The organism is Actinosynnema sp. NPDC049800, from assembly GCF_040656635.1.
GTDB lineage: Bacteria > Actinomycetota > Actinomycetes > Mycobacteriales > Pseudonocardiaceae > Actinosynnema.
Genome location: NZ_JBFAMT010000016.1, coordinates 14,194 through 40,505 on the forward strand (window position 1 = coordinate 14,194; position 26,312 = coordinate 40,505).

Annotated in this window: 24 protein-coding genes and 1 tRNA gene; 13 read left to right on the forward strand and 12 right to left on the reverse strand. The window is 71.4% G+C overall.

Going from position 1 to position 26,312, the window contains the following annotated elements:
* Window positions 1-23 precede the first annotated feature (23 nt).
* The 3 genes from AB0I91_RS20205 to AB0I91_RS20215 are packed head-to-tail and all read left to right on the forward strand — an operon-like array spanning window position 24 to window position 2,179.
* A complete protein-coding gene (locus AB0I91_RS20205) occupies window positions 24-572 on the forward strand; it encodes a peptidylprolyl isomerase (protein WP_498771340.1) in 549 nt (182 codons plus the stop codon).
* Window positions 573-1,457, forward strand: a complete 885-nt coding sequence (locus tag AB0I91_RS20210; RefSeq protein WP_498771338.1) for a rhomboid family intramembrane serine protease — start codon at window positions 573-575, stop codon at window positions 1,455-1,457.
* A gap of 2 nt (window positions 1,458-1,459) precedes the next feature.
* Entirely contained in the window at window positions 1,460-2,179 is a 720-nt protein-coding gene (locus AB0I91_RS20215) for an MBL fold metallo-hydrolase (RefSeq protein WP_499607986.1), read from the forward strand.
* Window positions 2,180-2,186: 7 nt separating this feature from the next.
* On the opposite strand, the gene AB0I91_RS20220 is transcribed toward AB0I91_RS20215, so the two are convergent.
* Together AB0I91_RS20220 and crgA are read right to left on the reverse strand one after the other, a co-directional pair.
* Window positions 2,187-2,600 carry a PH domain-containing protein gene (locus AB0I91_RS20220; RefSeq protein WP_498771334.1) on the reverse strand — a complete coding sequence of 138 codons (414 nt, stop codon included), beginning with the start codon at window positions 2,598-2,600 and terminating at the stop codon, window positions 2,187-2,189.
* A gap of 216 nt (window positions 2,601-2,816) precedes the next feature.
* The gene (crgA, locus tag AB0I91_RS20225; protein ID WP_053714567.1) at window positions 2,817-3,083 is read right to left on the reverse strand and encodes a cell division protein CrgA; all 267 of its coding nucleotides are present in this window, start codon (window positions 3,081-3,083) and stop codon (window positions 2,817-2,819) included.
* A 509-nt stretch (window positions 3,084-3,592) separates the two neighbouring features.
* Between crgA and AB0I91_RS20230 the strand changes: the two genes are divergently transcribed.
* Entirely contained in the window at window positions 3,593-5,359 is a 1,767-nt protein-coding gene (locus tag AB0I91_RS20230; protein WP_499638154.1) for a class E sortase, read from the forward strand.
* Window positions 5,359-5,517 (forward strand): hypothetical protein, encoded by a 159-nt coding sequence (locus AB0I91_RS20235; RefSeq protein WP_170185175.1) that lies wholly within the window; start codon window positions 5,359-5,361, stop codon window positions 5,515-5,517. The genes AB0I91_RS20230 and AB0I91_RS20235 overlap by 1 nt, the downstream gene beginning before the upstream one ends.
* Window positions 5,518-5,519: 2 nt before the next feature.
* On the opposite strand, the gene AB0I91_RS20240 is transcribed toward AB0I91_RS20235, so the two are convergent.
* Window positions 5,520-6,875: an FAD-dependent oxidoreductase gene (locus tag AB0I91_RS20240; protein ID WP_499607995.1), complete on the reverse strand. Its 1,356-nt coding sequence runs from the start codon at window positions 6,873-6,875 to the stop codon at window positions 5,520-5,522.
* Window positions 6,876-6,940: 65 nt separating this feature from the next.
* On the opposite strand from AB0I91_RS20240, the gene AB0I91_RS20245 reads away from it, so the two are divergent.
* Window positions 6,941-7,585, forward strand: coding sequence for an aminodeoxychorismate/anthranilate synthase component II (locus AB0I91_RS20245; protein ID WP_498771328.1), 645 nt, complete (start codon window positions 6,941-6,943; stop codon window positions 7,583-7,585).
* A 64-nt stretch (window positions 7,586-7,649) separates the two neighbouring features.
* Here AB0I91_RS20245 and pknB read toward each other — a convergent pair whose 3' ends face one another.
* The 7 genes from pknB to AB0I91_RS20280 form a co-directional block, all read right to left on the reverse strand.
* Window positions 7,650-9,653 carry a Stk1 family PASTA domain-containing Ser/Thr kinase gene (pknB, locus tag AB0I91_RS20250; protein ID WP_499638157.1) on the reverse strand — a complete coding sequence of 668 codons (2,004 nt, stop codon included), beginning with the start codon at window positions 9,651-9,653 and terminating at the stop codon, window positions 7,650-7,652.
* A 72-nt stretch (window positions 9,654-9,725) separates the two neighbouring features.
* Window positions 9,726-11,171 (reverse strand): serine/threonine-protein kinase, encoded by a 1,446-nt coding sequence (locus AB0I91_RS20255; protein WP_498771324.1) that lies wholly within the window; start codon window positions 11,169-11,171, stop codon window positions 9,726-9,728.
* A complete protein-coding gene (locus tag AB0I91_RS20260; protein ID WP_498771322.1) occupies window positions 11,171-12,634 on the reverse strand; it encodes a peptidoglycan D,D-transpeptidase FtsI family protein in 1,464 nt (487 codons plus the stop codon). The genes AB0I91_RS20255 and AB0I91_RS20260 overlap by 1 nt, the downstream gene beginning before the upstream one ends.
* Window positions 12,631-14,094, reverse strand: coding sequence for an FtsW/RodA/SpoVE family cell cycle protein (locus AB0I91_RS20265; RefSeq protein WP_498771320.1), 1,464 nt, complete (start codon window positions 14,092-14,094; stop codon window positions 12,631-12,633). Before AB0I91_RS20265 ends, AB0I91_RS20260 begins: the two co-directional genes overlap by 4 nt.
* Before the next feature lie 4 nt (window positions 14,095-14,098).
* Window positions 14,099-15,484 carry a PP2C family protein-serine/threonine phosphatase gene (locus AB0I91_RS20270; protein ID WP_498771318.1) on the reverse strand — a complete coding sequence of 462 codons (1,386 nt, stop codon included), beginning with the start codon at window positions 15,482-15,484 and terminating at the stop codon, window positions 14,099-14,101.
* Entirely contained in the window at window positions 15,481-15,942 is a 462-nt protein-coding gene (locus AB0I91_RS20275; RefSeq protein WP_498771316.1) for an FHA domain-containing protein FhaB/FipA, read from the reverse strand. The genes AB0I91_RS20270 and AB0I91_RS20275 overlap by 4 nt, the downstream gene beginning before the upstream one ends.
* A gap of 55 nt (window positions 15,943-15,997) precedes the next feature.
* Window positions 15,998-17,182, reverse strand: a complete 1,185-nt coding sequence (locus AB0I91_RS20280; protein WP_498771314.1) for an FHA domain-containing protein — start codon at window positions 17,180-17,182, stop codon at window positions 15,998-16,000.
* 116 nt (window positions 17,183-17,298) lie between these two features.
* Here AB0I91_RS20280 and AB0I91_RS20285 point away from each other — a divergent pair.
* The 3 genes from AB0I91_RS20285 (at window position 17,299) to AB0I91_RS20295 (ending at window position 19,096) form a co-directional block, all read left to right on the forward strand.
* Window positions 17,299-17,384 (forward strand) — tRNA-Leu (locus AB0I91_RS20285).
* 447 nt (window positions 17,385-17,831) lie between these two features.
* Window positions 17,832-18,449 (forward strand): hypothetical protein, encoded by a 618-nt coding sequence (locus tag AB0I91_RS20290; RefSeq protein ID WP_498771311.1) that lies wholly within the window; start codon window positions 17,832-17,834, stop codon window positions 18,447-18,449.
* Window positions 18,450-18,463: 14 nt separating this feature from the next.
* Entirely contained in the window at window positions 18,464-19,096 is a 633-nt protein-coding gene (locus AB0I91_RS20295; protein ID WP_498771309.1) for an SDR family oxidoreductase, read from the forward strand.
* Window positions 19,097-19,431: 335 nt separating this feature from the next.
* On the opposite strand, the gene AB0I91_RS20300 is transcribed toward AB0I91_RS20295, so the two are convergent.
* Window positions 19,432-20,718 carry a D-arabinono-1,4-lactone oxidase gene (locus AB0I91_RS20300; RefSeq protein ID WP_499638161.1) on the reverse strand — a complete coding sequence of 429 codons (1,287 nt, stop codon included), beginning with the start codon at window positions 20,716-20,718 and terminating at the stop codon, window positions 19,432-19,434.
* Window positions 20,719-20,791: 73 nt separating this feature from the next.
* On the opposite strand from AB0I91_RS20300, the gene AB0I91_RS20305 reads away from it, so the two are divergent.
* Entirely contained in the window at window positions 20,792-21,979 is a 1,188-nt protein-coding gene (locus AB0I91_RS20305) for an amino acid deaminase/aldolase (RefSeq protein ID WP_498771305.1), read from the forward strand.
* Between the two features lie 104 nt (window positions 21,980-22,083).
* On the opposite strand, the gene AB0I91_RS20310 is transcribed toward AB0I91_RS20305, so the two are convergent.
* Entirely contained in the window at window positions 22,084-22,698 is a 615-nt protein-coding gene (locus AB0I91_RS20310) for a TetR/AcrR family transcriptional regulator (RefSeq protein WP_498771303.1), read from the reverse strand.
* Between the two features lie 101 nt (window positions 22,699-22,799).
* Between AB0I91_RS20310 and AB0I91_RS20315 the strand changes: the two genes are divergently transcribed.
* From AB0I91_RS20315 to AB0I91_RS20325, 3 genes are read left to right on the forward strand one after another with little or no spacing between them, the layout of a single operon-like run.
* Window positions 22,800-24,044 carry a glycoside hydrolase family 1 protein gene (locus tag AB0I91_RS20315; protein WP_499638163.1) on the forward strand — a complete coding sequence of 415 codons (1,245 nt, stop codon included), beginning with the start codon at window positions 22,800-22,802 and terminating at the stop codon, window positions 24,042-24,044.
* A 47-nt stretch (window positions 24,045-24,091) separates the two neighbouring features.
* A complete protein-coding gene (locus AB0I91_RS20320) occupies window positions 24,092-25,264 on the forward strand; it encodes an MFS transporter (protein ID WP_499638268.1) in 1,173 nt (390 codons plus the stop codon).
* Between the two features lie 16 nt (window positions 25,265-25,280).
* Window positions 25,281-26,066: an SDR family NAD(P)-dependent oxidoreductase gene (locus AB0I91_RS20325; RefSeq protein ID WP_498771299.1), complete on the forward strand. Its 786-nt coding sequence runs from the start codon at window positions 25,281-25,283 to the stop codon at window positions 26,064-26,066.
* Window positions 26,067-26,312 lie beyond the last annotated feature (246 nt).

A 26,312-nucleotide genomic window follows, 5' to 3' on the forward strand; every position in this document is an offset into this window, starting at 1 on the left:
CCGGTGATGGCACGATGGGTGGCGTGGCAGACAGCAACGAATCGTTCGTCGGGACCAAGCTGACGGCGACCCTGCACACCTCGCAGGGCGACATCCGCGTCAACCTCTTCCCCGACCACGCCCCCAAGACGGTGGCCAACTTCGTCGGCCTGGCCGAGGGCACGAAGAGCTACTCCGACCCCAACGCGAAGGGCGAGACCTCCGGCCCGTTCTACGACGGGTCGATCTTCCACCGGGTGATCGCGGGCTTCATGCTCCAGGGCGGTGACCCCACGGGCACCGGGCGCGGCGGCCCCGGCTACAAGTTCGCCGACGAGTTCCACCCGGAGCTGCAGTTCAACAAGCCCTACCTGCTGGCGATGGCCAACGCCGGGCCCAACAGCAACGGCTCGCAGTTCTTCATCACGGTCGCGCCGACCACGTGGCTGAACTTCAAGCACACGATCTTCGGCGAGGTCGCCGACCAGGAGTCGCGCAACGTGGTGGACGCGATCGGCGCCGCACCCACCGGCGCCGGCGACCGCCCGGTCACCGACGTGGTGATCCAGAAGGTCTCGGTGGAGCGGGCCTGAGTGGCCGACTCGCCGATCTCCCCGCCGCCCGGTGAGCCGATCGGGGCGCGACCAGACCTGCCGGTCTGCGTGCGCCACCCCGATCGGGCCACCGGGCTGCGGTGCGTCCGCTGCGACCGGCCGGCGTGCCCGGAGTGCCTCCGCGAGGCGTCGGTCGGCCACCAGTGCGTCGACTGCGTGAACGAGGGCCGGGCCGCGGTGCGCCGGCCGCGCACGTTCGTCGGCGCGGAGTACTCCCAGCGCATGGTGGTCACGCCGGTGCTGATCGCGGTGAACGTGCTGTTCTTCGCGATCACGGCGGCCCAGGCGGGCAGCGTGGCGACCAACCAGCGGTCGGCGCTGTTCCTCGACCTCGTGATGTACACGCCGTCGGTCGCCTGGGACGGCGAGTGGTGGCGGCTGGTGACGTCGGGGTTCCTGCACTTCGGGCCCCTGCACCTGGCGTTGAACATGATCGCGCTGTACGTGCTCGGCCGTGACCTGGAACCCGTGTTCGGCAAGCTGCGGTTCTCCGCGGTGTACGGGGTGTCGCTGCTCGGCGGCGGGCTCGCGGTGTACCTGTTCGGCGGGATCGACACCGTGGTGGCCGGCGCGTCCGGCGCGGTGTACGGCCTGATGGGCGCGATGCTGGTGGCCGTGCTGCGGCTCAAGCTGAACCCCGGCCCGGCGCTCGGCGTGATCGGCTTGAACGTCGTGCTCAGCTTCACCCTGCCGGGCATCTCCCTGCTCGGGCACATCGGCGGTCTGGTGATCGGCGCGGCGCTGACGGCCGGGCTGGTCTACGCGCCGGCCGCGAAGCGGAACAACTGGCAGCTGGCGGCCGTGATCGCCGCGGTCGTGCTGCTGGCGGTGCTGGCGGTCGTGCGGACCGGGCAGCTGGCCTGACGGTGCGGCTGACCGTCCTGGGCGGTGTCGGCGCGTGGCCGACGGCCGCCCAGCCGTGCAGCGGCTACCTGGTGGAGCACGACGGGTTCGCGCTCCTGGTGGACCCGGGTTACGCGACGTTCCCGGCGTTGCAGGCGGTGCTGCCCGCGGCGGCGGTGGACGCCGTGCTGGTCAGCCACGGGCACCCCGACCACTGCGCCGACCTCAACCCGTTGCTTCGGGCCCGCGCGCTCGGAACTTCGGCGCCGGTGCTGCCCGTCCACGCGCCGGAGGGCGCCTTGGACCGCGTGCTGGCGCTGGACCAGGTGCCCGTGGCGCGCGCGTGCTCGGTGCACGTGGTCGAGCGGTCGTTCGAGGTGGGGCCGTTCCGGGTGGACACGTGGGACCTGCCGCACTTCGTGCCGAACGCGGGGCTGCGGCTGACGGCCGGCGGACGGGTGATCGCCTACACGGGTGACACCGGGCCGAGCCCGGCGCTGGTCGACCTCGCGCGGGACGCGGACGTGCTCGTGGCCGAGGCGACGTTCGCCCGGCACGTGCTGCCGGCGGACAACGCGCCGTACCTGTCGACGGCCGAGCAGGCGGGCGCGAACGCGCACCGGGCCGGTGTCGGCAGGCTCGTGCTGGCGCACCTGTGGCCGGGCGTCGACCCGGCGGAGCACCTGGAGGCGGCCGGGCACCCGGCCGACGTCGCCGTGCCGGGCCTGGTCCTCGACCTCTAGCGGCTCGTCAGGGGCGCAGGGCGTGCAGGACGTCCGCCACGTCGCGCGGGTCCGTGCCCAGGTCGAGCGGGGTGAAGACGTACAGCTGCTCGTGCTCGCCGCGGTGCCAGTCCAGCTCCAGCGTGGCCGTCTCGCGGCCGAGCCTGCGGGTGCGGGCCAGGCGCACCTTCACCTCGTGCCACGGCAGTTGCCTCGCGCCGCTCAGGGTGCGCACGGTGAGGCCTGAGTCGTCCACCAGCAGCCTGGGGCGCACAAAAGTGCCGTAGGCGCCCAGCGCGAGCTGGACGAGCGTGGCGAGGCCCAGGAACACCCGGCTGACGGGGTCCGAACTGAGGAACGTGACCAGCAGGAACACGGCGGCCAGGCCCCAGGCGAGGCCGACGAGGCCGGGTTGGGGCGACCAGGTGCGCGGTGGGTTCACGCTTTCGAGTCTGCCGCACTTGTGGACAACTAGGGCCTCCGACCGGGGCTTGTGCAAATTGGCGCAAAGTTGTCCACAGGAGTTGTCCCCATTGGGGATGACTTACAGCCGTGTGCTTCGGTGACCGTCAGGTGAACCGGGTGAACGACGGGGTAACGCGGAACGGCCCGGACGTGGAGCTCGTCCGGGCCGTCAGCCACTTGGCGTAGCGCGTGGTCAGCGCCATTTCATGGTCATCAGCAAGCCGACGATCATCAGGGCGAATCCGATGCCGAAGTTCCAGGACCCGAGGTCCATCATCACCGGGACCTTCTCGCCCGCGATGTAGTTGACCACCAGCCACGCCAGCCCCAACAGCATCATGCCGAGCATCACGGCGACGTAGACGGGGTGCGACGGCCCCGCTGCCTTGACCTTCACCGGGGTGCGGCGATCGGCAGGCGCCGTGTAGACGGCCTTCTTGCGGACCTTGGACTTGGGCATGCTGTCCTCGCCTGACGGGTGGATAGGCCTCCAGTGGCGCGAGTTCACGTCCACTGCTGGATGAACACGTTAACGTAACCGAGCAGGTCCCTGAAGCACCGTGTAGTCCTGGAACGTTCGGCTTGGGAGGTTTTCCGGTGAGCTACGACCCGCCCCCGCCGCAAGGCGGCCCGCCGGGCCGACCGCCACGACCCAGGCCACAGCCGCCCCACGTCACCGGCGAACCGCCGCTCCCGGGCCACCGTCCACCCACGCCGGCAGGCGGTTTCAGCAGGCCATCGACCCCTCCGGGTGGTTTCGACCGCCCGGCGGGCCCGAACCGGCCCGTCACCCCTCCCGGCGGTTTCGACCGCCCGTCGACGCCGCCGGGCGGGTTCGACCGGCCGGCGGGCCACTCCGGCGACCTCGACCGGCCGGCGACGCCCGCCGGAGGTTTCAGCCGTCCGGGGGAGTCCTACCCGCCCCGGCTCGAGCCGCCCCCGACCGGCCGCCGGGCGCGTCGCGACGAGGTGCCGCCTGCCGAGCCGTACCAGGCCGAGCCGTACGCCCCGGAGCCGCCGCCGACCGGCCGCCGAGCCCGCCGCGACGACGTCCCGCCGCCGGTCGAGCCGCCACCCACCGGTCGCCGGGCGCGCCGCGACGAGGCACCGCCGGCCGAGCCCCAGGTCGCCCGTCGCGCACGTCGTGACGAGGCCGAACCGGCCCGCGCGCGTCGTGCCGACGTGCCGCCGGTCGAACTGCCGCAGGCCGAGCCGCCGGTCGCCCGCCGTGCCCTCCGCGATGACGTTGTACCGCCGGTGGAGCCCTACGGCGAGCCACCCGCCGTGCGCCGTGCCCGCCGGGACGACGCACCGACCCCGGTCGAGCCGCCGGTCGCCCGGCGCGCGCGCCGTGACGAGGCCGAACCGCCGTACGCCGAGCCGTCCCCGGCCGAACCGCCCGCCACGGGCCGCCGCGCGCGCCGCGACGAGATGGGCCCGCGCGTCGACCCGGCCGGCGCCGAACCGCCCGCCGGCCGCCGAGCCCGCCGCGACGACGTCTCACCGCCCGTGCCGACGCACGCCGAGGAGACCTCGTACGTCGAGCCGGTCCGGGCCGACCCGCCGCCCGCCGGCCGCCGCGCCCTGCGTGACGAAGCGCCGCCGGCGGGCCGTCGCCGTCCGACCGACGACCCGTCCGTCCGGCCCGCGCCCTCCGAGGTGGCCGCCCGGCTCGGCGGGGCCGTGCCACCGCCCGGCGCGGCGCGCCCCCGGCCCGCACCGCCGGAAGCCGACGCCACCCGCTACACGAACGCGTTCTCCGGCAGCCTGCCGCCGCCCCCGGGCGCCCGGCCGCCCGCGCCGCCGCGCCGCCCTCGCCCCGTCGACCCGCCCACCGAGGTCATCGCACCCGTGGACGACTACGACGACGAGTACGAGGACTACGAAGACGAGTACTACGAGGACGACGACTACTACGACGACGAGGACGACCAGCCCGGCCCGCCGCCCGACAGCACGGCGCGCAAGGCGGTCCGCACCGTCGGCGAGCTGCTGATCACGGCCGGCCTGGTCATCCTGCTGTTCGTGGTCTACGAGGTGTACGTCACCGACCTCATCTCCGCCGGCAAGCAGGACGACGCCACCCAGGCGCTGGACGACCAGTGGAACGCGAACACGGTCGAGTCCGACCAGCAGCGCCAGGCCCAGTACGAGCTGCTCGACGGCCAGGCGTTCGCCAAGATGTACATCCCGGTGTTCGGCCCGGACTACAAGTTCTCCATCGTCGAGGGCACCACCGACAAGGACCTGGAGATCGGTCCCGGCCACTACAAGGGCACCGCGCTCCCGGGCGACCCGGGCAACTTCGCCGTCGCGGGCCACCGGGTCGGCAAGGGCGCGCCCTTCAACGACCTGGACCTGCTCAACTCGTGCGACGCGATCGTGGTCGAGACGCAGACCCAGTGGTTCGTCTACCGGGTCATGCCGAAGTCCGGCGAGGTCGCGGACTGGGCGGCGCGGCAGTCCGACCCGAAGTGCGCCAAGGTCTCGCCGCTGGGCGCGCCGTACGACAAGGCGGTCGGCCAGGCGATCGTGCTGCCCACCCAGGGCGAGGTGATCAACCCCGTGCCCTACTTCGAGGGCGAGGTGCCCGCGGCGCAGCAGGCGGCGCTGATGACGCTGACCACCTGCCACCCGCGGTTCTCCGACAAGCAGCGGCTCATCGTGCACTCGGTGCTGACGATGAGCTACCCGAAGGCGCCCGGTTTCGTGCCCGAAGAGATGAAGGAGCAGTGATGTACGGGTGGATCTGGCGGCACCTCCCCGGCCCGCTGCCCGTGCGCGTCCTCGAAGCGCTGGTGCTCGTGGCCGGGGTGGTGGCGCTGCTGATGTTCGTGGTGTTCCCGTGGGCGGAGCCGAAGCTGCCGTTCAACAACGTGACGACGCCCCAGTAGCCCTATGACCGGCAGATGTCGGTCATCTCCGCCCGGTCGACGACCTTCACCCGGTCACGGCCGCGCGCGGCGCCGAGGGCCAGCTCGTGGGCGTCGAGCCGGCGCCACCCGTCCACGGTGGTGAACGGCACGGCGCGCTGCTCCAGGAACCGGACCACGGCGTCGGGCGCGCGGCCCGGCGCGACCGGCAGCAGCGGCGCGTCCGCGAGCAGGCTGGTGACGGTCTCCAGCGCGTCGCCCTTGGTGTGCCCGATGAGCCCGACCGGGCCGCGCTTGATCCAGCCGGTGACGTAGACGCCGGTCATCGCCTGCTCGTCCAGGTCGAGCACCCGGCCCGCCTGGTGCGGCACGGTGCCCGAGGCGTGGTCGAACGGCAGGTCCACCAGGTGCGTGGACAGGTAGCCGACGGCCCGGTACACCGCCTGCACCGGCCAGTCGGTGAACTCGCCCGTGCCGCGCACGCCGCCGTCGCCGTCCAGCTCCATCCGCTCGGTGCGCAGGCCGGTGACCGACGACGAGCCCAGCACCTCGACGGGCGCTTCGAGGAAGTGCAGGTGCAGCCTGCGGGCACGCGAGCCGACGTCGCGGATCGCCCACTCCTGCAGCGTCTTGACCACCATCTCGACCTGCTTGTTCGACCGGATCGACGCCATGCTCGCCGCGTCGAAGTCGATGCCCTCCGGGTGCACGATCACCTCGACGTTGGGCGAGTGGTCGAGCTCGCGCAGCTCCAGCGGGGTGAACTTGGCCTGCGCCGGTCCGCGGCGGCCGAACACGTGCACGTCGGTGACCGGGCTCTGCTTCAGGCCCTCGTGCACGTTGTCGGGGATGTCGGTGCTGAGCAGCTCGTCGGCGGTCTTGGCCAGCACGCGGGCGACGTCGAGCGCGACGTTGCCGACACCGAGGACGGCGACCTCGCGCGCCCGCAGCGGCCACGTGCGCGGCACGTCGGGGTGGCCGTCGTACCAGGAGACGAACTCGGCCGCGCCGTAGGAGCCGTCCAGGTCGATGCCGGGGATGTCCAGCGGGCGGTCCTTCTCCGCGCCGGTGGAGAAGATCACCGCGTCGTAGAAGTGCCTGAGGTCGTCGAGCTTGAGGTCGACGCCGTACTCGACGTTGCCGAAGAACCGGATCTCCGGCCGGTCCAGCACGCGCTGCAGGGCGTTGACGATGCCCTTGATGCGCGGGTGGTCCGGTGCGACGCCGTACCTGATCAAGCCGTACGGGGCGGGCATCCGCTCGAAGAGGTCGACGGCCACCTCGACGCCCGACTCGGCCGCGGACTTGGTCAGGATGTCGGCGGCGTAGATGCCGGCGGGGCCGGCGCCGACGACGGCGACGCGGAGAGAACGGGTCATACCACTAGGTTAGGTGAGCCTAAGCTCACTTCTGGCGAGAGGTTCGTCACGGCTACGCTGGCGCCATGCGCGTGCTCGTGGTCGACAACTACGACAGCTTCGTCTACAACCTCGTCCAGTACCTGGCCCAGCTCGGGGTCGAGTGCGTGGTCCGGCGCAACGACGCCGTCGAGCTGGACGAGATCGCCGAGGTCGGTGGCGTCCTCGTCAGCCCCGGTCCCAGCACGCCGGACAAGGCGGGCCGGAGCATGGACGTCATCCGCCACTGCGCGGACTCCGGCGTCCCGGTGTTCGGGGTGTGCCTGGGCCACCAGGCCATCGGCGCGGTGTGGGGCGGCACGGTCGACCTCGCGCCGGAGCTGCTGCACGGCAAGACCAGCGTCGTGCACCACAACGGCGGCGGCGTGCTCAACGGCGTGCCGAGCCCGTTCACCGCGACCCGCTACCACTCCCTGACCGTGCTGCCCGACACCATCCCGGCCGAGTTCGAGGTGACCGGGCGCACCGAGTCCGGCGTGGTCATGGCCATGCGCCACCGCGAGCTGCCGGTCGAGGGCGTCCAGTTCCACCCGGAGTCCGTGCTGACCGACGGCGGCCACCGGATGCTGGCGAACTGGCTCGCGGTGTGCGGGTTCGAGGTGCCCGAGGGCACCGTCCTCCAGCTCGAGAACGGCATGCGCCAGCTCGCCGCGGCGGCCCGGCGGAAGTAGCCGACCCGGCCCGTTGACGACGAAAGGCCCCCTCCGAGGTGGAGGGGGCCTTTTCGCGGTCCGGCTACCTGGTGGACGTGGGTCCGCCGACCTTGAACTCGGCCAGGATCACGTTGATCCGCGCGTTCTTGCCCGCCGGCGCGTTCGCCTTGATCTCCTGGTCCAGGATCTTGTTGTTCTGGCTGATGTCGGAGACCGTCTCCTTGTCGGTGACGGTGAGGTCGTTGCCCGTCCACCCGGCCTGGCTCAGCCTGGTGCGCGCCTGGTTCTCGGTGAGGCCGCGCAGGTCGGGCATGATGAACTGGTTGTTCTTGGACACGCTCAACGTCACCAGCGTGCCCTTCTCCGCCCGTCCCGGTCCCGGGTTCTGGGCCACGACTTCGTTGAGCGGTTCGGGGCTGTCGACGTCCTTGGTCTGCACCTTGAACCCGTTGCCCTCGAGCGTGGCGCGGGCGTTGTCCAGCGTCTGACCGGTCACGTCCGGCAGCTGCGCGGTCTCCGGCGCCTTGCCCAGCGTCACCGTGACCGCGCTGCCCTTGGCCGCCGAGACGCCGGGAGCCGGCGACTGCTCGACGACCTTGCCGACCAGGTTCGGGTCCTCGGTCTCGACGGTCTCGGTGGCCTGCTGGAAGACCCAGCCCTCGGCTTCCAGCTTCTTCTGCGCGTCGGTCGGGCTCAGCCCGGTGACGCTGGGCACCGGCGCGTTGTCGGCGCCCTTGCCGATCACCAGCTTGACCGAGCTGCGCTTCTCGACCTCGCGGTTGGCGGGCGGGTCGGTCAGGACCACCTTGCCGATCTGGTCCGCGTTGCAGGCCGGTTCGGAACCCGGCTGGCACGGCGTCAGCACGACCTCGACGGTCAACTGCCTGGCCTCCAACTCGGCCCGAGCCGCCGACTGCTCCTTGCCCACCAACGACGGCACGGTGACCTTGTCCGTGGCCGCGGTGTTGTCCTTCTCGCTGAGCAGCGTGGTGGTGATCCACGTGGCGAGGGCGAGCACGGCGATGCACAGCAGGACGACCAGGGTGACCATGATCGCCTTCTTGCGCCGGGCGCGCCGCTCTTCCTCTTCCTCGGCCAGCGGGTCGTACTCGGCGGGTTCCTCGCGCTGCGCGGAGGGCCGGTGCCGACCGCCGGAGGCCGGCGCGACCTCGGTGCGCGGCGACGACGTCTGGTTGAGCACTGCGGTGCGGTCCTCCGCCGTCATCACGGCGGGCGCCGAGGGCCGCTGACCGGACAGCACGCGCACCAGGTCCGCGCGCATCTCCGCGGCGGACTGGTAGCGGTTGGCCGGTCCCTTGGCCATCGCCTTGAGCACGATCGCGTCCAGCGCGGGCGTCACCTTCGGGTTCAGCGCCGACGGCGGCTTCGGGTCCTCCCGCACGTGCTGGTAGGCCACCGCCACGGGTGAGTCGCCGGTGAACGGCGGCTCCCCGGTCAGCAGCTCGAACAGCACGCAGCCCGACGCGTACACGTCGGACCGCCCGTCGACGGCCTCGCCGCGGGCCTGCTCCGGCGACAGGTACTGGGCGGTCCCTATCACGGCGGCCGTCTGGGTGACCGCGGCCTGGCCGTCGTGCACCGCGCGCGCGATGCCGAAGTCCATCACCTTCACCGCGCCCGCGCGGGTGATCATGACGTTCGCGGGCTTCACGTCCCGGTGCACGATGCCGTGCCGGTGGCTGAAGTCCAGCGCGGCCGACACGTCGGCCATGACCTCCATCGCCCGCTTGCCCGACAGCGGCCCCTGCGTCTTCACGATGTCGCGCAGCGTGCGGCCGTCGACGAACTCCATCACGATGTAGGGCAGCGGGCCGTACTCGGTCTGGGTCTCACCGGTGTCGTAGACCGCGACGATGGCGGGGTGGTTCAGCGCCGCCGAGTTCTGGGCCTCGCGACGGAACCGTTCCTGGAACTGGGTGTCACGGGCGAGGTCGGCGCGCAGGACCTTGATGGCCACGTCCCGGCCGAGCCGGACGTCCCGGCCCTTGTGCACCTCCGACATGCCGCCGTAGCCGAGGGTCTCACCCAGTTCGTAGCGGTTGGAGAGCAGTCGCGGAGTGCTCATCAGTGCTTCGTCCCGCTCCTCGTCAACGGTCTCACCATCAAGCCTTGCGTTCGCTTTCGTACCGTTTCAGCGTCAAGTCGGCACACACGTCACCGTGACCCGTGAGCCGATCGCAACCTCACCGGTCGGCGCCAGGTCCGACACCAGGCACCGCTCGGGCTCCAACGGCGCGCCCCCGTCCTCGGAGTGCACCTCGGGTTCCAAGCCGTGCCCGGAGAGCTTCTTCGCGACTTCGTCCACCGGGAGGTCGACGTAGTCGGACTTCGTGATCGTCACCTTCGGTTTGCCGGGGAGGCGATCGGTCGAGTCGTCCAACGGGCGGGCGCTCGTGGTGCCAGTGCCCTGCTGGTTCGCACCGCCGGGCACCTCGTCGCCCTTCAGCGCCCAGCGCAGGATGACCACGCCGAGCACCAGCAGCGCGACCAGCAGCACAGCGACCATAACCCACAGCGCGGCGCGGTTGCGCCCCGGCGGCCGCGGGCCCGGCGGCAACGGACGGAAAGCGCCCGTGTGCGGAGTGTTCATGCCTGGTGGGACGGGTTGCATGCCCGGTCGCGACCCGGGATGGGTCACCGGGTTGCCCAGATGGGGGTGCTGGGGATGGGGGTGCTGCGCGGGCGGCGTCATCGGCCCGGCCATCGGCGCGCCGACCGCCATCGCCAGGCCGGACGGCGCGGGCAGCGGCTGCCCGGCGCGCACCGCGCCCACCGCCGAGGCGAACTCGCCGCCGTTGCGGTAGCGCTGGCGCGGGTCCTTCACGAGGGTCGCCTCGATCAGCGCCCGCGGGCCCGGCGGCACGTCCGGCGGCAACGGCGGCGCGATGTCGCGGATGTGCATCATCGCGACCGTCACCGCGTTCTCCGACAGGAACGGCCGGTGCCCGGTCAGGCACTCGTAGCCGCACACCGCCAGCGCGTACACGTCCGACGCGGGCTCGGCGGCGTGGCCGAGGGCCTGCTCCGGCGCGATGTAGTGGGCGGTGCCCATGACCATGCCGCTGTGCGTGACCGGCGCCGCGTCCGCGGCCTTCGCGATGCCGAAGTCGGTGATCTTCACCTTGCCGGTCGGCGTCACCAGGATGTTGCCCGGCTTCACGTCCCGGTGCACCAGCCCGCGCTCGTGCGCCGCCTGCAGCGCGTTGCCCGCCTGCTCCAGCAGGTCGAGCGTGCGGTCCGCGTTCAGCCTGCCGCGCGAGATGATCGCGGCCAGCGGCTCGCCCTCGACCAGTTCCATCACCAGGTAGGCGGTGTCCTCCGGCCCGTCCGGGATCGACGCGGTCTCGCCGTAGTCGTGCACCGCGGCGATGCCGGGGTGGTTGAGCGACGCGGTGGTGCGCGCCTCGATGCGGAACCGGTTGAGGAACTCGGCGTCGCCGCTGAGCTCCGCCTTGAGCACCTTCACCGCGACCTTGCGGTCGAGCCGGGTGTCGTCGGCCTCCCAGACCTCGCCCATGCCGCCGACGGCGATCCGCTTGCTGAGGCGGTACCGCTCGGCGAGCAACTGGCCGGAGGTCAGCATCAGCGTCCCCCGAGGTAGGCGCCGATGACCGCGCGTCCGATCGGGGCGGCGACCCGGCCGCCGGTGGCCGACAGGCCCTGCTGGCCGCCGTTCTCCACGATCACCGCGATCGCGATCTCCGGCTTCTCGGCCGGCGCGAACGCCACGTACCAGGCGTGCGGGTTGGTCGAGCGCACGTTCTCGCCGTGCTCGGCGGTGCCGGTCTTGGACGCGATCGTCACGCCGCTGAGCTTGCCGCCGCCACCGGTGTTGTTCTCCGAGGCGATCATCATGTCGCGCAGCGCCTTGGCGTGGTCGGCCTCCATGGCCTCGTCGACCTCGTCCGGCTTGGTCTCGCTGATCGCCTGGAGGTCGGGCGCCAGGATCTTGCCGACCAGGTGCGGCTGCATCCGCACGCCGCCGTTGGCGATGGTCGCCGCCATCACCGCGTTGGCCAGGGGCGTCACCCGGACGTCCTTCTGGCCGATGCCGGTCTGGTAGATCGACGGCTTGTCCGACATCGGGCCGAGCGTCGAGGGCACCACCGACAGCGGGATCGACAGGTCCTGCTCGCCGATGCCGAACTTGGCCGCCTGGTCGCGCAGCTTGTCCGCGCCCAGCTCGGCGGCCAGCACCGCGAACGCCGTGTTGCACGACTTGGCCAGCGCCTCCTGCAGCGTGGCCGTGACGCCGTCGCCGCACTGGGTGTCGTTGAAGTTCGGCAGCGGGGTGTTCGTGCCGGGCAGCGTGATCACCGGGCGGCCGTCGACCTTGGTGTCGTTGGTCTTGCCCTCGGCCAGCGCCGCCGCCGTCACGACCAGCTTGAACGTCGAGCCGGGCGGGTAGTTCTCGTGCACCGCGCGGTTGAGCATCGGCTTGGACTTGTCGGCGTCGTAGCCGGTCCAGGCCTCTTCCTGCACGTCGACGTCGTGGCTGGCGAGCACGTTCGGGTCGTAGGACGGCGTGCTGGCCATGGCCAGGATCTCGCCGGTCTGCGGCCGGATCGCGACGACCGTGCCGGTCACGCCCTGCAGCCGCTCGAACGCCGCCTGCTGGAGCTTCGCGTCGATGGTCAGCTGCAGGCTGCCGCCCTTGGGGTCGCGGCCGGTGATCAGGTCCGACACCCGGCGGGCGAACAGCCGGTCGTCCGAGCCGTTGAGCAGGTCGTCCTCGGCGCGCTCCATGCCGCCCGCGCCGTACAGCGTGGAGAAGTAGCCGGTCACGGGCGCGAACACCGGCCCGTTGGCGTAGGTCCGCAGGTAGCGCAGCCGGTCGTCCACCCGCTGCACGCTGGCCAGCGGCGTGCCGTCGGCGGCGATGATCTGGCCGCGTTCCCGCGAGTACTGGTCCAGGATCACCCGGCGGTTCAACGGGTCCTTGCGGTAGTCGTCGGCCTTGATGACCTGCACGTACGTCGCGTTGCCCAACAGCAGGAGGATCATCGCCATCATGGCGAGGCCGACCCGGCGGAGCGGTGTGTTCATTTCGGACGCTCCACCATGACTGTGAACTGGTCGGCGATCGCCGGCTGCTGCGGTCGCGGCTTCGGCGTCGACTTCGGCGCGCGTGCCGCGTCCGAGATGCGCAGCAACAGCGCCACCAGGATGTAGTTGGCCAGCAGCGAGGAACCGCCGTAGGACAGGAACGGCGCGGTGATGCCCGTCATCGGGATCAGCTTCGTCACGCCGCCGACGACGATGAAGATCTGGAACGCCACCGCGAACGCCAGACCGCCGCCGAGCAGCTTGCCGAACGTGTCGCGCACGGCGAGCGCGCTGCGCAGGCCGCGCAGGGCGAACACGGTGTAGATCAGCAGCACCGCGGCCAGCCCGACGAAGCCGAGCTCCTCGCCGATCACCGCGGTGATGAAGTCGGTGTTGGCCTCGGGGATCTGGTCCGGCCGCCCGCCGCCGAGGCCCGCGCCGAACAACCCGCCGGTGCCGAGCCCGAACAGCGACTGCACGATCTGGTAGCCCGCCCCGGACGGGTCCGCGAACGGGTCGAGCCAGTTCTGCACCCGGATCTGGACGTGGCCGAACAGCTTCCACGCCACGAACGCGCCGACGCAGAACATCATCACGCCCAGCACGACCCACGCGGCCCGCTCGGTCGCCACGTACAGCAGCACCAGCACGATGCCGAAGAACAGCAGCGAGCTGCCCAGGTCCTTCTGCAGGACCATGATGCTCACGCCGACCGCCCACGCGGCGATCAGCGGGCCGAGGTCGCGGGCGCGCGGCAGGTCCAGGCCGAGGACCCGGCGGCCCGCGATGGTGAACAGGTCCCGCTTCGACACCAGGAACGCGGCGAAGAACACCATCAGCAGGATCTTCGCGAACTCGCCCGGCTGGATCGAGAACGCGCCGAAGCTCAGCCAGATCTTCGCGCCGTTGATCTCCGGCGCGATGAAGCTCGGCAGCACGCCGGGCAGCACCAGCGCCACCAGCCCGAGCAGCCCGGCCGTGTAGCCGTAACGGGCCAGCGTGCGGTGGTCGGACAGCACCTTCAACGCGGTGCAGAACAGCACCAGCGCGATCGCCGTCCAGAGCACCTGCTTCGGCGCGGCGGAGGACCACACCTGGTTGTTCGGCAGCTTCACGTCCGCCATGGCCAGGTCGATCCGGTGGATCATGACCAGGCCGAGGCCGTTGAGCAGCGCGACGCACGGCAGGATCACCGGGTCGGCGTAGGGCGCCCACTTGCGCACCGCGAGGTGCGCCACGGTCAGCAGCCCCAGGTACGCCAGGCCCAACCACAGGATCCTCATGCTGAGTTCCTGCTCCTGGTTGGCCTCCACCAGGATCAGCGCGCCCGTCACCAACGTGGCGGCGAACGCCAGCATGAACAGTTCGGTGCTTCGTCGCGTGGGCGGCCTCAACCCGGGCGACGTGCTGCTCGCCGCCGCGAGCGGTGTGCCCTCAGCGCCGGTGACCGGCGAACCCATGCGACTACTGACCCTTTCGGCAATCCGTGCCCGGCTGCTGCACGGGCGTGGTGAGGGGTGTCCCCTCCACAGTGGTGGACGCCGGCGCCTCGGTCGAGGTTGCCGTCGGCGGCGCGGCGGTGGTGGACGTCCCCGTGGTGCTCTCCGCGGTGTCCTTCGGGCAGAACGGCAGCGTCTGCTCGGTGCGCAGCCTGCGGATCGCCTCCCGGGCGCCCTCCAGGCCGTCCACGTCGGTGATGCCGTTGCGCACGACGTCCCTGGTGGCGACCTTCAGGTCCTCCACCGTGATCGGCTCGCACGCCTGCGCGCCCGGCGGGCACGAGCCCTCCACCTTGCGGTGCAGGTCGAAGCCGAACACGCTGCCGGTGACGCCGCGGAACACCGACACCTCGCCGTTGTCGCCCTCGCCGACGTAGTACTGGCGCAGGACGTACCAGCGCGTGCCCAGGCCGGCCGCGACCACCAGCAGGAGCAGGAACACCACCAGGGCGAGCGCCTTGAGCCGGTTGCCGCGCGCCCGCCGGGGGTCCGGCGGTGGCATCGGCTCGACCCGCTGCGGGATCGGGCGCGGCCCGGTGATGGAACTCGCCCGCGAGGCGGGCGAGTCGGGTGGTGGCGGGTCTTCGCTGCCGTCGCCGGCCGCGCCGCCCACTATGGGCGCGTCCTCCCCGAAGTCGACGTCGACCACGTCGGCGACGACGACCGTCACGTTGTCGGGGCCGCCGCCCTTGAGCGCCAGCTCGATCATCCGGTCCGCGCACGCCTGCGGGTCCGGGATGCGGATCGCCTCTTCCAGCGTCTCCATGCTGACCACGCCGGACAGGCCGTCCGAGCACAGCAGGTAGCGGTCGCCCGGACGGGCCTCCCGCACCATCAGCCTCGGCTCCACCTCGTGGCCGGTCAACGCGCGCAGCAGCAGCGAGCGCTGCGGGTGCGTGGCCGCTTCCTCTTCGGTGATCCGTCCCTCGTCGATCAACGACTGCACGAACGTGTCGTCGTGCGTGATCTGCGTGAACGTGCCGTTGCGGAGCATGTAGGCGCGGGAGTCGCCGATGTGCACCATGCCCAGCCGCGAGCCCGCGAACAGCACGGCGGTGAGCGTGGTGCCCATGCCGTCCAGGTCGGGGTCGCTCTGCACGAGCTCGGAGATGGCGCCGTTGCCGGCGATCACCGCGTCGCGCAGCTGGCCGAGCAGGTCGTCGCCCGGCTCGTCGTCGTCGAGCGGGGCCAGGGCGGCGATGACGACCTTGCTGGCCACCTCGCCCGCGGCGTGGCCGCCCATGCCGTCGGCGAGCGCGAGCAGGCGTGGACCCGCGTACACGGAGTCCTGGTTGTTCGAGCGGACCAGGCCCCGGTCGCTGCGGGCCGCGTATCGGAGGACGAGAGTCATGAGCGCAGCTCGATCACCGTTTTGCCAATTCGGATCGGGGAGCCGAGCGGAACCCGGATCGGGGCCGTGACCTTCGCCCGGTCGAGATACGTGCCGTTCGTGGAGCCGAGGTCTTCCACGTACCAGTCGGTGCCGCGCATCGACAGCCGCGCGTGCCTGGTCGACGCGAAGTCGTCGTCCAGCACGAGCGTGGAGTCGTCGGCACGGCCGATCATGATCGGCCTGCCGTCCAGGGAGATGCGCGTGCCCGCCAGCGCGCCGTGTGTCACGACGAGCTGTCGGGCCGCCTTGTTGCCCCGGGCGGCCTTGTTAGTGCCTCTGCCGAACTTGGGCGTCGGGACACGGAGCCCCGACGCCGCGTACAGGTCGGAGCGGACCACTCGAAGCGCAGCCAACACGAACAACCAGAGCAGGACGAGGAAACCCGCTCTGGTCAGCTGCATCACCAGCTCTGGCACCGGTTGTAACCGCTCCTGACTTGAGTGCCGTCACGCCTACGCCCGAATCGACCGCTCAGCCCTGGGTGCGGTAGACCAGCGAGGAGTGGCCGATGCGGACGACGTCGCCTTCCGCGAGCTGCCAAGTCTGCACTGGTGTGCCGTTCACCGTGGTGCCGTTTGTCGAACCGAGATCAGCGAGCATGGCACTGTGCCCGTCCCACGTGATCTCCAGGTGCCTCCTGGAGACCCCGGTGTCGGGTAGCCGGAAGTCCGCTTCCTGGCCGCGGCCGACCACGTTGCCGCCCTGCTTGAGGTTGTAGGTGCGGTTGGAGCCGTCGTCGAGGTGCAGCGTCGCGTTCAGCTGCCGGGGACCGGACTGGACCGCCGGCGGCGCGTAACCGCCCTGCGCCGGGTCGGCGTAGCCCTGCTGGCCGTACCCCTGGTCGTAGCCGGGCTGCTGGCCGTAACCCTGCTGCCCGTAGCCCTGGTCGTAACCGGGCTGCTGGCCGTAGCCCTGGTCGTAGCCGGGCTGTCCGTAACCGGGCTGCTGCTGACCGTAACCCTGGTCGTAGCCCTGCTGCTGCCCGTAGCCCTGCTCGTAGCCGGGCTGCTGCTGGCCGTAGCCCTGGTCGTAGCCGGGCTGCTGGCCGTAACCCTGGTCGTACCCGGGCTGCTGCTGGCCGTAGCCCTGGTCGTAACCGGGTTGCTGCTGACCGTATCCCTGCTGGTCATAGCCCTGCTGCTGCTGGCCGTAGCCGCCCTGTGCATAGGGGTCGTAGGCGGGCTGGCCCTGTCCTTGTCCGTAGCCGGGAGGCTGGCTCATGGATCCGTCTCCTGCAGTGCGAGGTGGTGCTGACCGTCGGCTGGCAACTTTCACGTCGGGGTCGACGGACGAGCTGGTTCGGAACTGTCCCGTGTGCAGCGCGTCGGAGCGCTCCAGGGAGACTACGACGTCACCATAGGTATCCCATCCGCTCTCTTCGAGGTGCTCCCGGATGGAGTCCCCCAGAAGCTGGGTGATGCGTAGTTCATCCTGACCGTCCCCGGCAAGCCGATCGTGGTCCTGCGGACCCAGCAGGACCTGGAAGTGGTTCGGAGCGAGCAACCTGCCACCCGCCAACTCGCGGATGTTGCTCTCCGCCTCCCGCTGCAGTGCCTGGGCCACTTCCTGCGGGACGACGTTGCCACCGAACACACGCGCGAAGGTGTTCCCGACGATGCCTTCGAGACGGCGCTCGAAGCGCTGTACGAGGCCCACGGCAACCCTCCGACCCGGTCGACTTCCAAGACCGATCGTATCCGGGCTGACGTGGCGGGACACGGGGCAATTGGTAACCCGGACGGGGACCATGCTAGTGTTCTCCACGTCGCTCCGGGCGAGTGGCGGAATGGCAGACGCGCACGGTTCAGGTCCGTGTGTCCGAAAGGACGTGGGGGTTCAACTCCCCCCTCGCCCACCAAAACCATGAAGTCCCATCCACGGTCGTGGGTGGGACTTCATGGTTTTTCCGTCTTTTCGCCGCCGGCGGTCGCGTGATGTCTGTCACCCGCACAGCCGCGGCCGAACGTGGCGGCTCGGGGGCGGTCGGTCGATTTCGCGCGGCGAGCGGTCGGCGGTGTGGTGGTCGGGCCGGCCGGCGGCCCCGGTCCGGCGGTCGTTCCAGGCGAGCGACGCACACGCTGAGCAGTCTTCCGGGCTCCGAGGGCCGCCCGGGTCACCCAGACGGCAGCACCGCCGGGCCGAAGTCCCCCCGCCGGTCGCCGACCGGTTACCGACCGCTCGACGCCGCCGATCGCAGGACGCCTTTTGCCCCGGGGGTGCGACCGGTCCCACCTGGTACGCCTTACCCAGAGCACGAGTCGAAACGCGGCGGACAGCCCGTCGTGGTTGCCGAGGAGGCCCTGGCGTGAGCAGCACACCAGCACGGATCGCGGACACCGACGACGCCAGGGCGCTGTCGGCAACCGCCGTTCCGGTTCCCGAACTGCCCGGCTCCGTCGAGGAGCTGGCCGCCTCCGCGGCGGTGCGCCTCGGCTGGCACGGCGTGGTGCTGCCCGAGATGGTCCTCATGGGGCGCAAGGTGATCGTGGTGGCGGAGCTGCTGGCCGACGCGCACGCCGAGCGGCTGTGCCTCGGCGCGGGCCCGGAGACCGACCGCACCACCGTGTCCACCTGGGTGTGGCCGGAGATGGACGGCCGCGTGCCGCCCGCCGCGGTGCGGATCGTCGGCGTCCTGGCGGTCGCCCGGCACTGGCGGACCGCGCTGGCCTCGGCGGTGCCGTTCGCCCGCTTCGGCAACGCCGCCGCCGTCCTGCCGACGTCGGTCGTCTTCACGCACGACTACCTGGCCAACTGCCTGCCGCGGGTGCGCCGCTACGGCGTCTCGGTGCTGCTGGCCGACGAGGAGCTCCAGCTGAGCACGGACGTTGCCGGCCGCAACGAGACCGTGCCGGTCGAGGACACCGCGACCACCCGTTGGGTGAACGAACTCGTCTACGAGCAGGTGCTGGCGACCGCGTCCTGACCTACGGTCGGACCATGCGGGTAGTGATCGCGGGCGGACACGGCAAGATCGCGTTGCGGGTGGAGCGGCTGTTGGCCGCGAGGGGCGACAGCGCCACGGCGCTGGTGCGCAACCCGGACCACCACGCGGACGTGCTGGACGCGGGCGGTGTCCCCGTCCACTGCGACCTGGAGGCGACCGACGTCGCTTCGGTCGCGGAACTGTTGACCGGCGCGGGTGCGGCGGTGTTCGCCGCGGGCGCCGGACCCGGCAGCGGGGTGGCGCGCAAGGACACGGTGGACCGCGCCGCGGCGGTGTTGTTCGCGGAAGCGGCGGAACGGGCGGGCGTGCGCCGGTTCATCCAGATCAGCGCCACGGGCATCGGCCGCACCACCGGCGACGAGGTCTTCGACGCCTACCTGGCCGCGAAGGGCGCCGCCGAGGAGGACCTGCGCGAACGGGACCTGGACTGGACGATCCTGCGCCCGGGCCGGCTGACCGACGACGAGCCGACCGGCCACGTCCAACTCTCCGAAAATCCGCTACGGGGTTCCGTACCGCGAGCCGACGTGGCCGCCGTCGTCGTCGCCCTCCTGGACCGCCCCGGCACCGTCCGCCGCACCTACGAACTGATCTCCGGCGACACCCCGATCGCCGACGCCTTCTAGCCCCACGACCCCCCGCGCCGTCCACTGACACGCCCTCCACCGACACGCCCTTCCCCAAAGGAAGGGCTTCGTGTCATCCCGCCGACCTGGCTCCGCCCTACCGCGCGTGTCAAGGGGGCCTGTTCACCGATACCTCGCGGCATTCACCGATGCCTGCCCCCTTGATACGTGTGGTAGCCCGTAGGGAGGTCGGTGGGATGACACGAAACCCGACCCACAACGGACCCGGCGCGTACCCACCCACCGGTCGTCATCCTGCTGATCTGCCCGTCCGGCGAGGACTCTTTGATCTTTTCGCCCTAGCCTTACCGCACCCAACCGCACCCAACCGCGGCTTACCGAAGCTCACCGAGCACTCGGTCGAGGTAGGCGTTGGTGAACTTCCCCTCCGGGTCGACCTCTCCCCGCACCCGCCGGAAGTCGTCGAAGTGCGGGTACCGCCCCCGCAAGTCGTCAGCCGAGAGCCGGTGCATCTTGCCCCAGTGCGGGCGCCCGCCCACCGCGCCCGCGATCCGCTCGAACGCGTCGAAGTACCGCCGGTACGGCATCCCGAGGTACTGGTGCACCGCGATGTAAGCCGTGTCACGTCCGTGCGCCGTGGACAGCCAGATGTCGTCACCCTGGGCCACCCGCACCTCGACCGGCACGATGATGCCGTGCTCGAGGCCGCCCACCGCCGCCCTCAGCTCCCGCAGCACGTCGTGCAGCGCCGCCCGCGGCACGGCGTACTCGGTCTCCACGAACCGCACCCGCCGGGGCGTGACGAAAACCCGGTGTGAGACGTCCCGGTAGTCGCGCTCCGACAGCAGCGACCCGCACACCCGGTTGAGCGTCCTGGTGGTCGACGGCACGGCCTTCGCCAGCTTGCAGACCAGCCCGAACGCGCCGTTCTCCATCACCTCGTACTCGTAGAACCGGCGCAGCGCCGACAGCGGCGCGGCGGGCTCGTCGACCCGGTTGTTCCGCTTCACGATCACCCGGTCGGAGTGCGGGAACCAGTGGAACTCCACGTGGTCCTCGACCGCGGTCAGGTGGTCGAACTCCTCCAGCACCGCGTCCAACCGACCGGGGAACTCGCGGGCGTGCAGCACGAACGACGGCACGCACCGCAGCGTGACCGTGCTGATCACCCCCAGCGCGCCGAGCCCGACCCTGGCCGCGTGGAACAGCTCGGGCCGCTCCTCGGCCGAGCACCGCATCAGCGACCCGTCCGCGAGCACGAGCTCCAGCGCCACGACCTGCGTCGCCAGCCCGCCGAGCTTCGCCCCGGTGCCGTGCGTCCCCGTCGAGATCGCGCCCGCGACGGTCTGCGCGTCGATGTCCCCGAGGTTCGCCATGGCCAACCCGAGCACGTCCAGCAACGCGTTGAGCTGGTGCAACGTCGTCCCCGACCGGACCGTCACCAAGGTTCCGGACACGTCGACGATCCCGGTCCACGCGTCGAGGTCGATCGCCACGCCGGGCGCGACCGCGATCCCGGTGAACGAGTGCCCGCTACCGCGCGGGCGGACACTGGACGCGCCCACCACGACCGAAGCGAGCTCGTCGACGCTCGCCGGGTGCTCTACCCGGTGGGGGTTCGCGGACGCCGTGCGAGCCCAGTTCGTCCACGGGGACGCCATGCCCACCTCCGGATGTGACGCGTTCCACGAACCGTAGGTGAAAGCTATTCACCTTTCAAGTACGGTGAGGCCCATGCAGCACCGCACGCGCCTGGACGCCGCGACGGAGGAGCACGACCCCCCGCTCGCGATCGTCGACCTGGACGCCTTCGACAGCAACGCGGCCGACCTCGTGCGCCGCGCGGCCGGGCGGCCGATCCGGGTGGCGAGCAAGTCCGTCCGGGTCCGCGCGCTGCTGGAACGGGTGCTCGCACGGCCGGGTTTCGCGGGCGTCATGTGCTACTCGCTGGCCGAGGCGCTGTGGCTGTCGTCGGTCGACCTCTCCGAAGACCTCCTGGTCGCCTACCCGACCGTCGACCAGGCGGCGCTGACCGAACTCGCCAAGGACGACAAGGCGCGGGCGAGGATCACGATCGTGGTCGACTCGACCGCGCACCTCGACCTGGTCCACTCCGTGCTCGGCCCCGACCACCCGGAGATCCGGGTGTGCCTGGAGCTGGACGTGTCCTGGCGGCCGGTGCCCGGGCTGCACATCGGCCCACGCCGGTCACCCGTGCACACGGCACGTGAAGCGCGTGCCCTGGCCGAGGCGATCGTGCGCCGGCCGGGGTTCCGGCTGGTGGGCGTGATGGGCTACGAGGGGCAGATCGCGGGCCTGGGCGACCAGCCGCCGGGCAAGCCGGTGCGCGGCGCGGTCCTGCGCTGGATGCAACGGCACTCGGCCGCCGAGCTGGTCGAACGCCGCACCGTCGCGATCGCCGCCGTGCGCCAGGTCGCCGAGCTGGAGTTCGTCAACGGCGGCGGCACGGGCAGCCTGGAGATCACCGCCGCCGACCCGTCGGTCACCGAGCTCGCGGCCGGGTCCGGGCTCATCGGCCCGACCCTGTTCGACGGCTACCGCGGCTTCCAGCCCAAGCCCGCCGTGCTGTTCGCCCTGCCGGTCGTGCGCAGACCGAAGCGGCACGTGGCCACGCTGTTCTCCGGCGGCTACATCGCCTCCGGCACCGCCACCGCCGACCGCCAGCCGACCCCGTACCTGCCGGTAGGGCTGAAGCTGCTGCCGCTGGAGGGCGCGGGCGAGGTGCAGACCCCGGTGGTGGGCCGGGCGGCCGACTCGCTGCGCCTCGGCGACCGCGTGTGGCTGCGGCACGCCAAGGCGGGCGAGTTGGCCGAGCGGTTCACCCACTACCACGTCGTGCGGGGCGGCGTGGTGGAGCGGACCGTGCCCACCTACCGGGGCGAGGGGCACTCGTTCGGCTGAACAACCCAACCCGACCGACCCAACCCGACCGAACCCGACCCGGCCGACCAAACCTGGCCGTGGACAGCCGACCCGACCCGACCCGACCTGGCCCGACCTGGGACCTAACTCGGAAGTCGTGTCGACAGGTACCCGCGCACCAACGCCTTGGCCTCCTCGAGGATCCGCTGGTCACCGGCCGGGTCGCGGCGGAACGCGAGGTTCAGCACGCCGTCCGCCGCCTCGACCGCGATCGAGATCGGCAGCTGCAGCTCGGTGAGCGGGATGTCGAACTTCGCCGAGATCATCTCCGCGATGCGGTCGGAGATGACCGTGTTGTTGTCGCGCCGGTCGTCGAGCAGCCGCATGTCGACCACGTCGCCGAAGTGCAGCTTCGAGAACGCGGGCACCTCGCGGTGCATCGAGACGTACACGTCGAAGATCGAGTCGACGGCGTCCCACCAGTGGTCGAGGGTGGTCGAGGTGAACCGGCCGTCCACCGTCTGGATGAACTTCTCCAGGTTGCGCAGGGTCAGCGCCTGCACGACGGCCCGTTTGTCGGGGAAGAACTGGTACAGCGAGCCGACCGCGACACCCGCGCGCTCGGCGATCAATGTCGTGGTGACTCCGTCGTAGCCGACCTCCTCGATGAGCTGTGCGCAGGCCTCGAGCATCCGCTCGACGCGCTTGGCGCTGCGCTGCTGCACCGGCTGACGGCGCAGCGGGGTCGTACTGGTCACGGCGACTCCTGCTGAATGGATGGCGGGACTCCATAGTGCCCGGTAATGGACCTTTCCACTTCACTTCACGGCGCAACACGCCTACGATCCGAATCACTTTCATGTTCTGGGAGGCTTGCGTGACCCTGTCCGACGACTTCCTGTGGGGCGTGTCGACCTCCGCCTTCCAGATCGAGGGCTCGTTCACCGCCGCCGGCAGGCAACCGTCCGTGTGGGACGCGTTCCCGGCGTTCGAGGGGCAGGACGCGTCCGTGGCGTGCGACCACTACCGCCGCTACCGCGAGGACGTCGGCCTGATGCGGTCCCTGGGCGTCGGCGCCTACCGGTTCTCCGTGTCCTGGCCGCGGGTGCTCGCGGGCGACCTGGTCTTCTACGACCGGCTGGTGGACGAGCTGCTGGAATCCGGCATCGCGCCCGTCGTCACGCTGTACCACTGGGACACGCCGCTGGCCGTCGAGGCCGAGGGCGGCTGGCTCGCCCGCGACACCGCCCACCGGTTCGCCGAGTACGCCGAGCGGGTCGCCGCACGCCTGGCCGACCGGGTCGCGATGTGGATCCCGATCAACGAGCCCGCGATGGTCACCCTGCTCGGGTACGCCACCGGGCAGCACGCGCCGGGCAAGGCGCTGCTCTTCGACGCCCTGCCGACCGCCCACCACCTCAACCTCGCGCACGGGCTCGCGGTGCAGGCGCTGCGGTCCGCCGGAGCGCGCGCCGTGGGCACGGCCAACAACCACACGCCCGCCTGGCCCGCCACCCCGGCCGACGGGCCCGCCGCCGACGCCTACTCCGATCTGCACAACTGGCTCTACGCCGACGCGCAGCTGGCCGGCCGCTACCCGGACTCGCTGGCCGACCGCTTGCCGATCGTGGACGGCGACCTGGCGATCACCTCCGCGCCGCTCGACTTCTACGGCGTCAACTACTACAACCCGACCCGGCTGCGGCTGCCGTCCGAGGGCAACCCGCTGCCGTTCGAGCTGGTGGACGTCGACGAGTACCCGAAGACCGGCTTCGGCTGGCCGGTGGTGCCGTCCGGGCTGTTCGAGATGATCTCCCTGTTGCGAGATCGATTTGTCGACTTGCCGCCCGTCTACGTGACCGAGAGCGGGTGCAGCTACCCCGACTCGCTCGACGACACCGAGCGGATCGCGTACCTGGACGCGCACATCGCGGAAGCCCTGAAGGCCGACGTGCGCGGGTACTTCGTGTGGTCCCTGATGGACAACTTCGAGTGGGACTCGGGGTACTCGCAGCGGTTCGGCCTCGTCCAGGTCGACTACCAAACGCAGCAACGCACCCCGCGTGCCTCCTACGAGTGGTACCGCGATCGGATCAGGCAGTGACGGCGGAGGCGTTGGCGGAACCGGCCGTCCCGGTCCGCCGGTCGTGGATGACGTGGCTGTTCCTGGCCAACCTCGGCCTCTGGCTGGCCATCTACGCGCCCATCCAGGTGTTGCTGCCGCAGCAGGCCGAACTGCTCGACTCCACCGCGAAGGAAGCGGTGTTCGGCCTGGTCACGGGCGTCGGCGCGCTCGTCGCCCTGGTCGCGAACCCGCTGATCGGGCTGTCGTCGGACCGCACCACGTCCCGGTTCGGCCGGCGGCACCCGTGGACGCTCGCGGGCGCGCTCGTCGGCGCCGTCGGCCTGGCGGTGCTGTCGTCCGCGTCATCCGTCGGTGTGATGGTGATCGGGTGGTGCCTGGTGCAGGCCGGGCTGAACGGGATGCTCGCCAGCCTCACCTCCGCCGTGCCCGACTGGGTGCCCGTGCGGCAGCGGGCCAAGGTGGGCGGGCTCGTCGGCATCTCCCAGATGCTCGGCACGGTGCTCGGCGCGATCGTGGTGACGGTGCTGGTCAGCGGCCTGGCGAACGGGTACCTGGCGTGCGCGGCACTGGTCGTGGCCGGTGCGCTGGCGTTCGTGCTGATCACCCCGGACGTCCGCCTGCCGCCCGCCGCCCGCCCGGCGCTGCGGTGGCGCGAGCTGTGGGTGTCGCCGAGGCGGCACCCGGACTTCGCCTGGGCGTGGTGCGCGCACTTCATGATCAACCTGGGCAACGCGTTCGGCACGCTCTACCTGCTGTACTTCCTCGGTGACGTGGTCCGGCACCCGGAACCCGAGAACGGCCTGCTGGTGCTGATGCTGCTCTACGGCGTGGCGCTGGCGATCGGCGCGTTCGCCGTCGGCGCCCGCTCCGACCGCACCGGCCGCCGCAAGCCGTACGTGCTCCTGGCGGCCGGCGTGATGGCGCTGGCCGCGTTGCTGCTGGTCGCGTGGCCGACGTGGCCGGCCGCGCTGATCGCCGCGCCGCTGCTCGGGCTCGGCTTCGGCGCGTACTGGGCGGTGGCGCTGGCCCTGCTGACGCAGGTGCTGCCCGCCGCGTCGGACCGGGCCAAGGACCTCGGCGTGCTCAACATCGCCAACTCGCTGCCCCAGGTGATCGCGCCGCTGCTGACGACGTTCGTGCTGGCGTCGCTCGGCGGGTACCGGGGGTTGTTCGCCGTGTCGGCGGTCGCCACGCTGTGCGCGGCGGCGTTCGTGACCAGGGTTCGTTCCGTGGCTTAGGGGGAGTTCGTTGCGGTTGGCGGGTAAGGCGGTCGTGGTGACCGGCGCGTCGCAGGGCATCGGCGCGGCGACGGCCCGGACGCTCGCGGGGCGCGGTTCGGTTGTCGTGCTGGTGGCACGCGGCGGTGAAGCGCTCGATGAGCAGGTCGAACGGATCACGGCGACCGGTGGGCGTGCGCTCGCCGTGCCGGCGGACCTCGCGGACGTCGACGGGATCCGCACGCTCGCCGAACGGGTGGTCGCCGAGGTCGGCGTGCCGGACGTGCTGGTCAACAACGCGGGTGTCGGCCGCTGGCTGTTCCTCGACGAGACCCCGACCCCCGAGCTGGCCGGGATGATCGCCCTGCCGTTCACCGCCGCGCTGCACCTGACCAGGGAGTTCCTGCCCGGCATGCGGGCGCGCGGCTCCGGGCGGGTGGTCAACGTCAACTCGCCGGTGTCCCGCCTGCCGATCCCCGGCGCGACCGGGTACGCGGCGGCCCGCTACGCGTTGCGCGGGATGACCGCGGCGCTGCGGATGGACCTGCGCGGCACCGGGGTCGGGGTGAGCGAGGTCGTGCCGGGCAAGGTGAGCAGCAGGTACTTCGTCAACAACCCCGGCGCCGAGGAGCGGATCCCGAGGCTGGCCAGGCTGATCCCGACCGTCACGCCGGAGGTGGTCGCGGCGCGGATCGCCGACGTGGTGGAGCGGGAGCGGGACGAGGCGGTGTTCCCGTGGCAGCTGAAGGCGTTCGACCTGGCCGGCCGGCTGTTCCCGGGGGTGACCGGGTACCTGACCTGGCTGACCGGCACCCACCGCTGACCGCGCCGACCGGCCTCACCACCGACCCGGCTGATCACGCTGAACGGGCTGATCTCGCTGACCGGGCTGATCACGCTGACCGGGCTGATCACGCTGAACGGCCCCGACGTCCGCGCGGGAGGTGCGGACATCGGGGCCGAGTGGTGCCCGCGGACCAGTGTCGGTCGGGGAGGGAAGGTGTGCACAACACCGGCCCGCGGATGTCTGTGTAGTTGGTTCCTGCTGCTGGAACTCTGGCTGGGTGGA

Coding starts and splice junctions, on each gene's coding strand:
- crgA (WP_053714567.1), bottom strand. CDS start 3,083: ATGCCCAAGTCCAAGGTCCGCAAGAAGGCCGTCTACACGGCGCCTGCC.
- AB0I91_RS20235 (WP_170185175.1), top strand. CDS start 5,359: ATGTACGGGTGGATCTGGCGGCACCTCCCCGGCCCGCTGCCCGTGCGC.
- AB0I91_RS20240 (WP_499607995.1), bottom strand. CDS start 6,875: ATGACCCGTTCTCTCCGCGTCGCCGTCGTCGGCGCCGGCCCCGCCGGC.
- AB0I91_RS20245 (WP_498771328.1), top strand. CDS start 6,941: ATGCGCGTGCTCGTGGTCGACAACTACGACAGCTTCGTCTACAACCTC.
- pknB (WP_499638157.1), bottom strand. CDS start 9,653: ATGAGCACTCCGCGACTGCTCTCCAACCGCTACGAACTGGGTGAGACC.
- AB0I91_RS20255 (WP_498771324.1), bottom strand. CDS start 11,171: ATGCTGACCTCCGGCCAGTTGCTCGCCGAGCGGTACCGCCTCAGCAAG.
- AB0I91_RS20260 (WP_498771322.1), bottom strand. CDS start 12,634: ATGAACACACCGCTCCGCCGGGTCGGCCTCGCCATGATGGCGATGATC.
- AB0I91_RS20265 (WP_498771320.1), bottom strand. CDS start 14,094: ATGGGTTCGCCGGTCACCGGCGCTGAGGGCACACCGCTCGCGGCGGCG.
- AB0I91_RS20270 (WP_498771318.1), bottom strand. CDS start 15,484: ATGACTCTCGTCCTCCGATACGCGGCCCGCAGCGACCGGGGCCTGGTC.
- AB0I91_RS20295 (WP_498771309.1), top strand. CDS start 18,464: ATGCGGGTAGTGATCGCGGGCGGACACGGCAAGATCGCGTTGCGGGTG.
- AB0I91_RS20300 (WP_499638161.1), bottom strand. CDS start 20,718: ATGGCGTCCCCGTGGACGAACTGGGCTCGCACGGCGTCCGCGAACCCC.
- AB0I91_RS20305 (WP_498771305.1), top strand. CDS start 20,792: ATGCAGCACCGCACGCGCCTGGACGCCGCGACGGAGGAGCACGACCCC.
- AB0I91_RS20315 (WP_499638163.1), top strand. CDS start 22,800: ATGTTCTGGGAGGCTTGCGTGACCCTGTCCGACGACTTCCTGTGGGGC.
- AB0I91_RS20320 (WP_499638268.1), top strand. CDS start 24,092: ATGACGTGGCTGTTCCTGGCCAACCTCGGCCTCTGGCTGGCCATCTAC.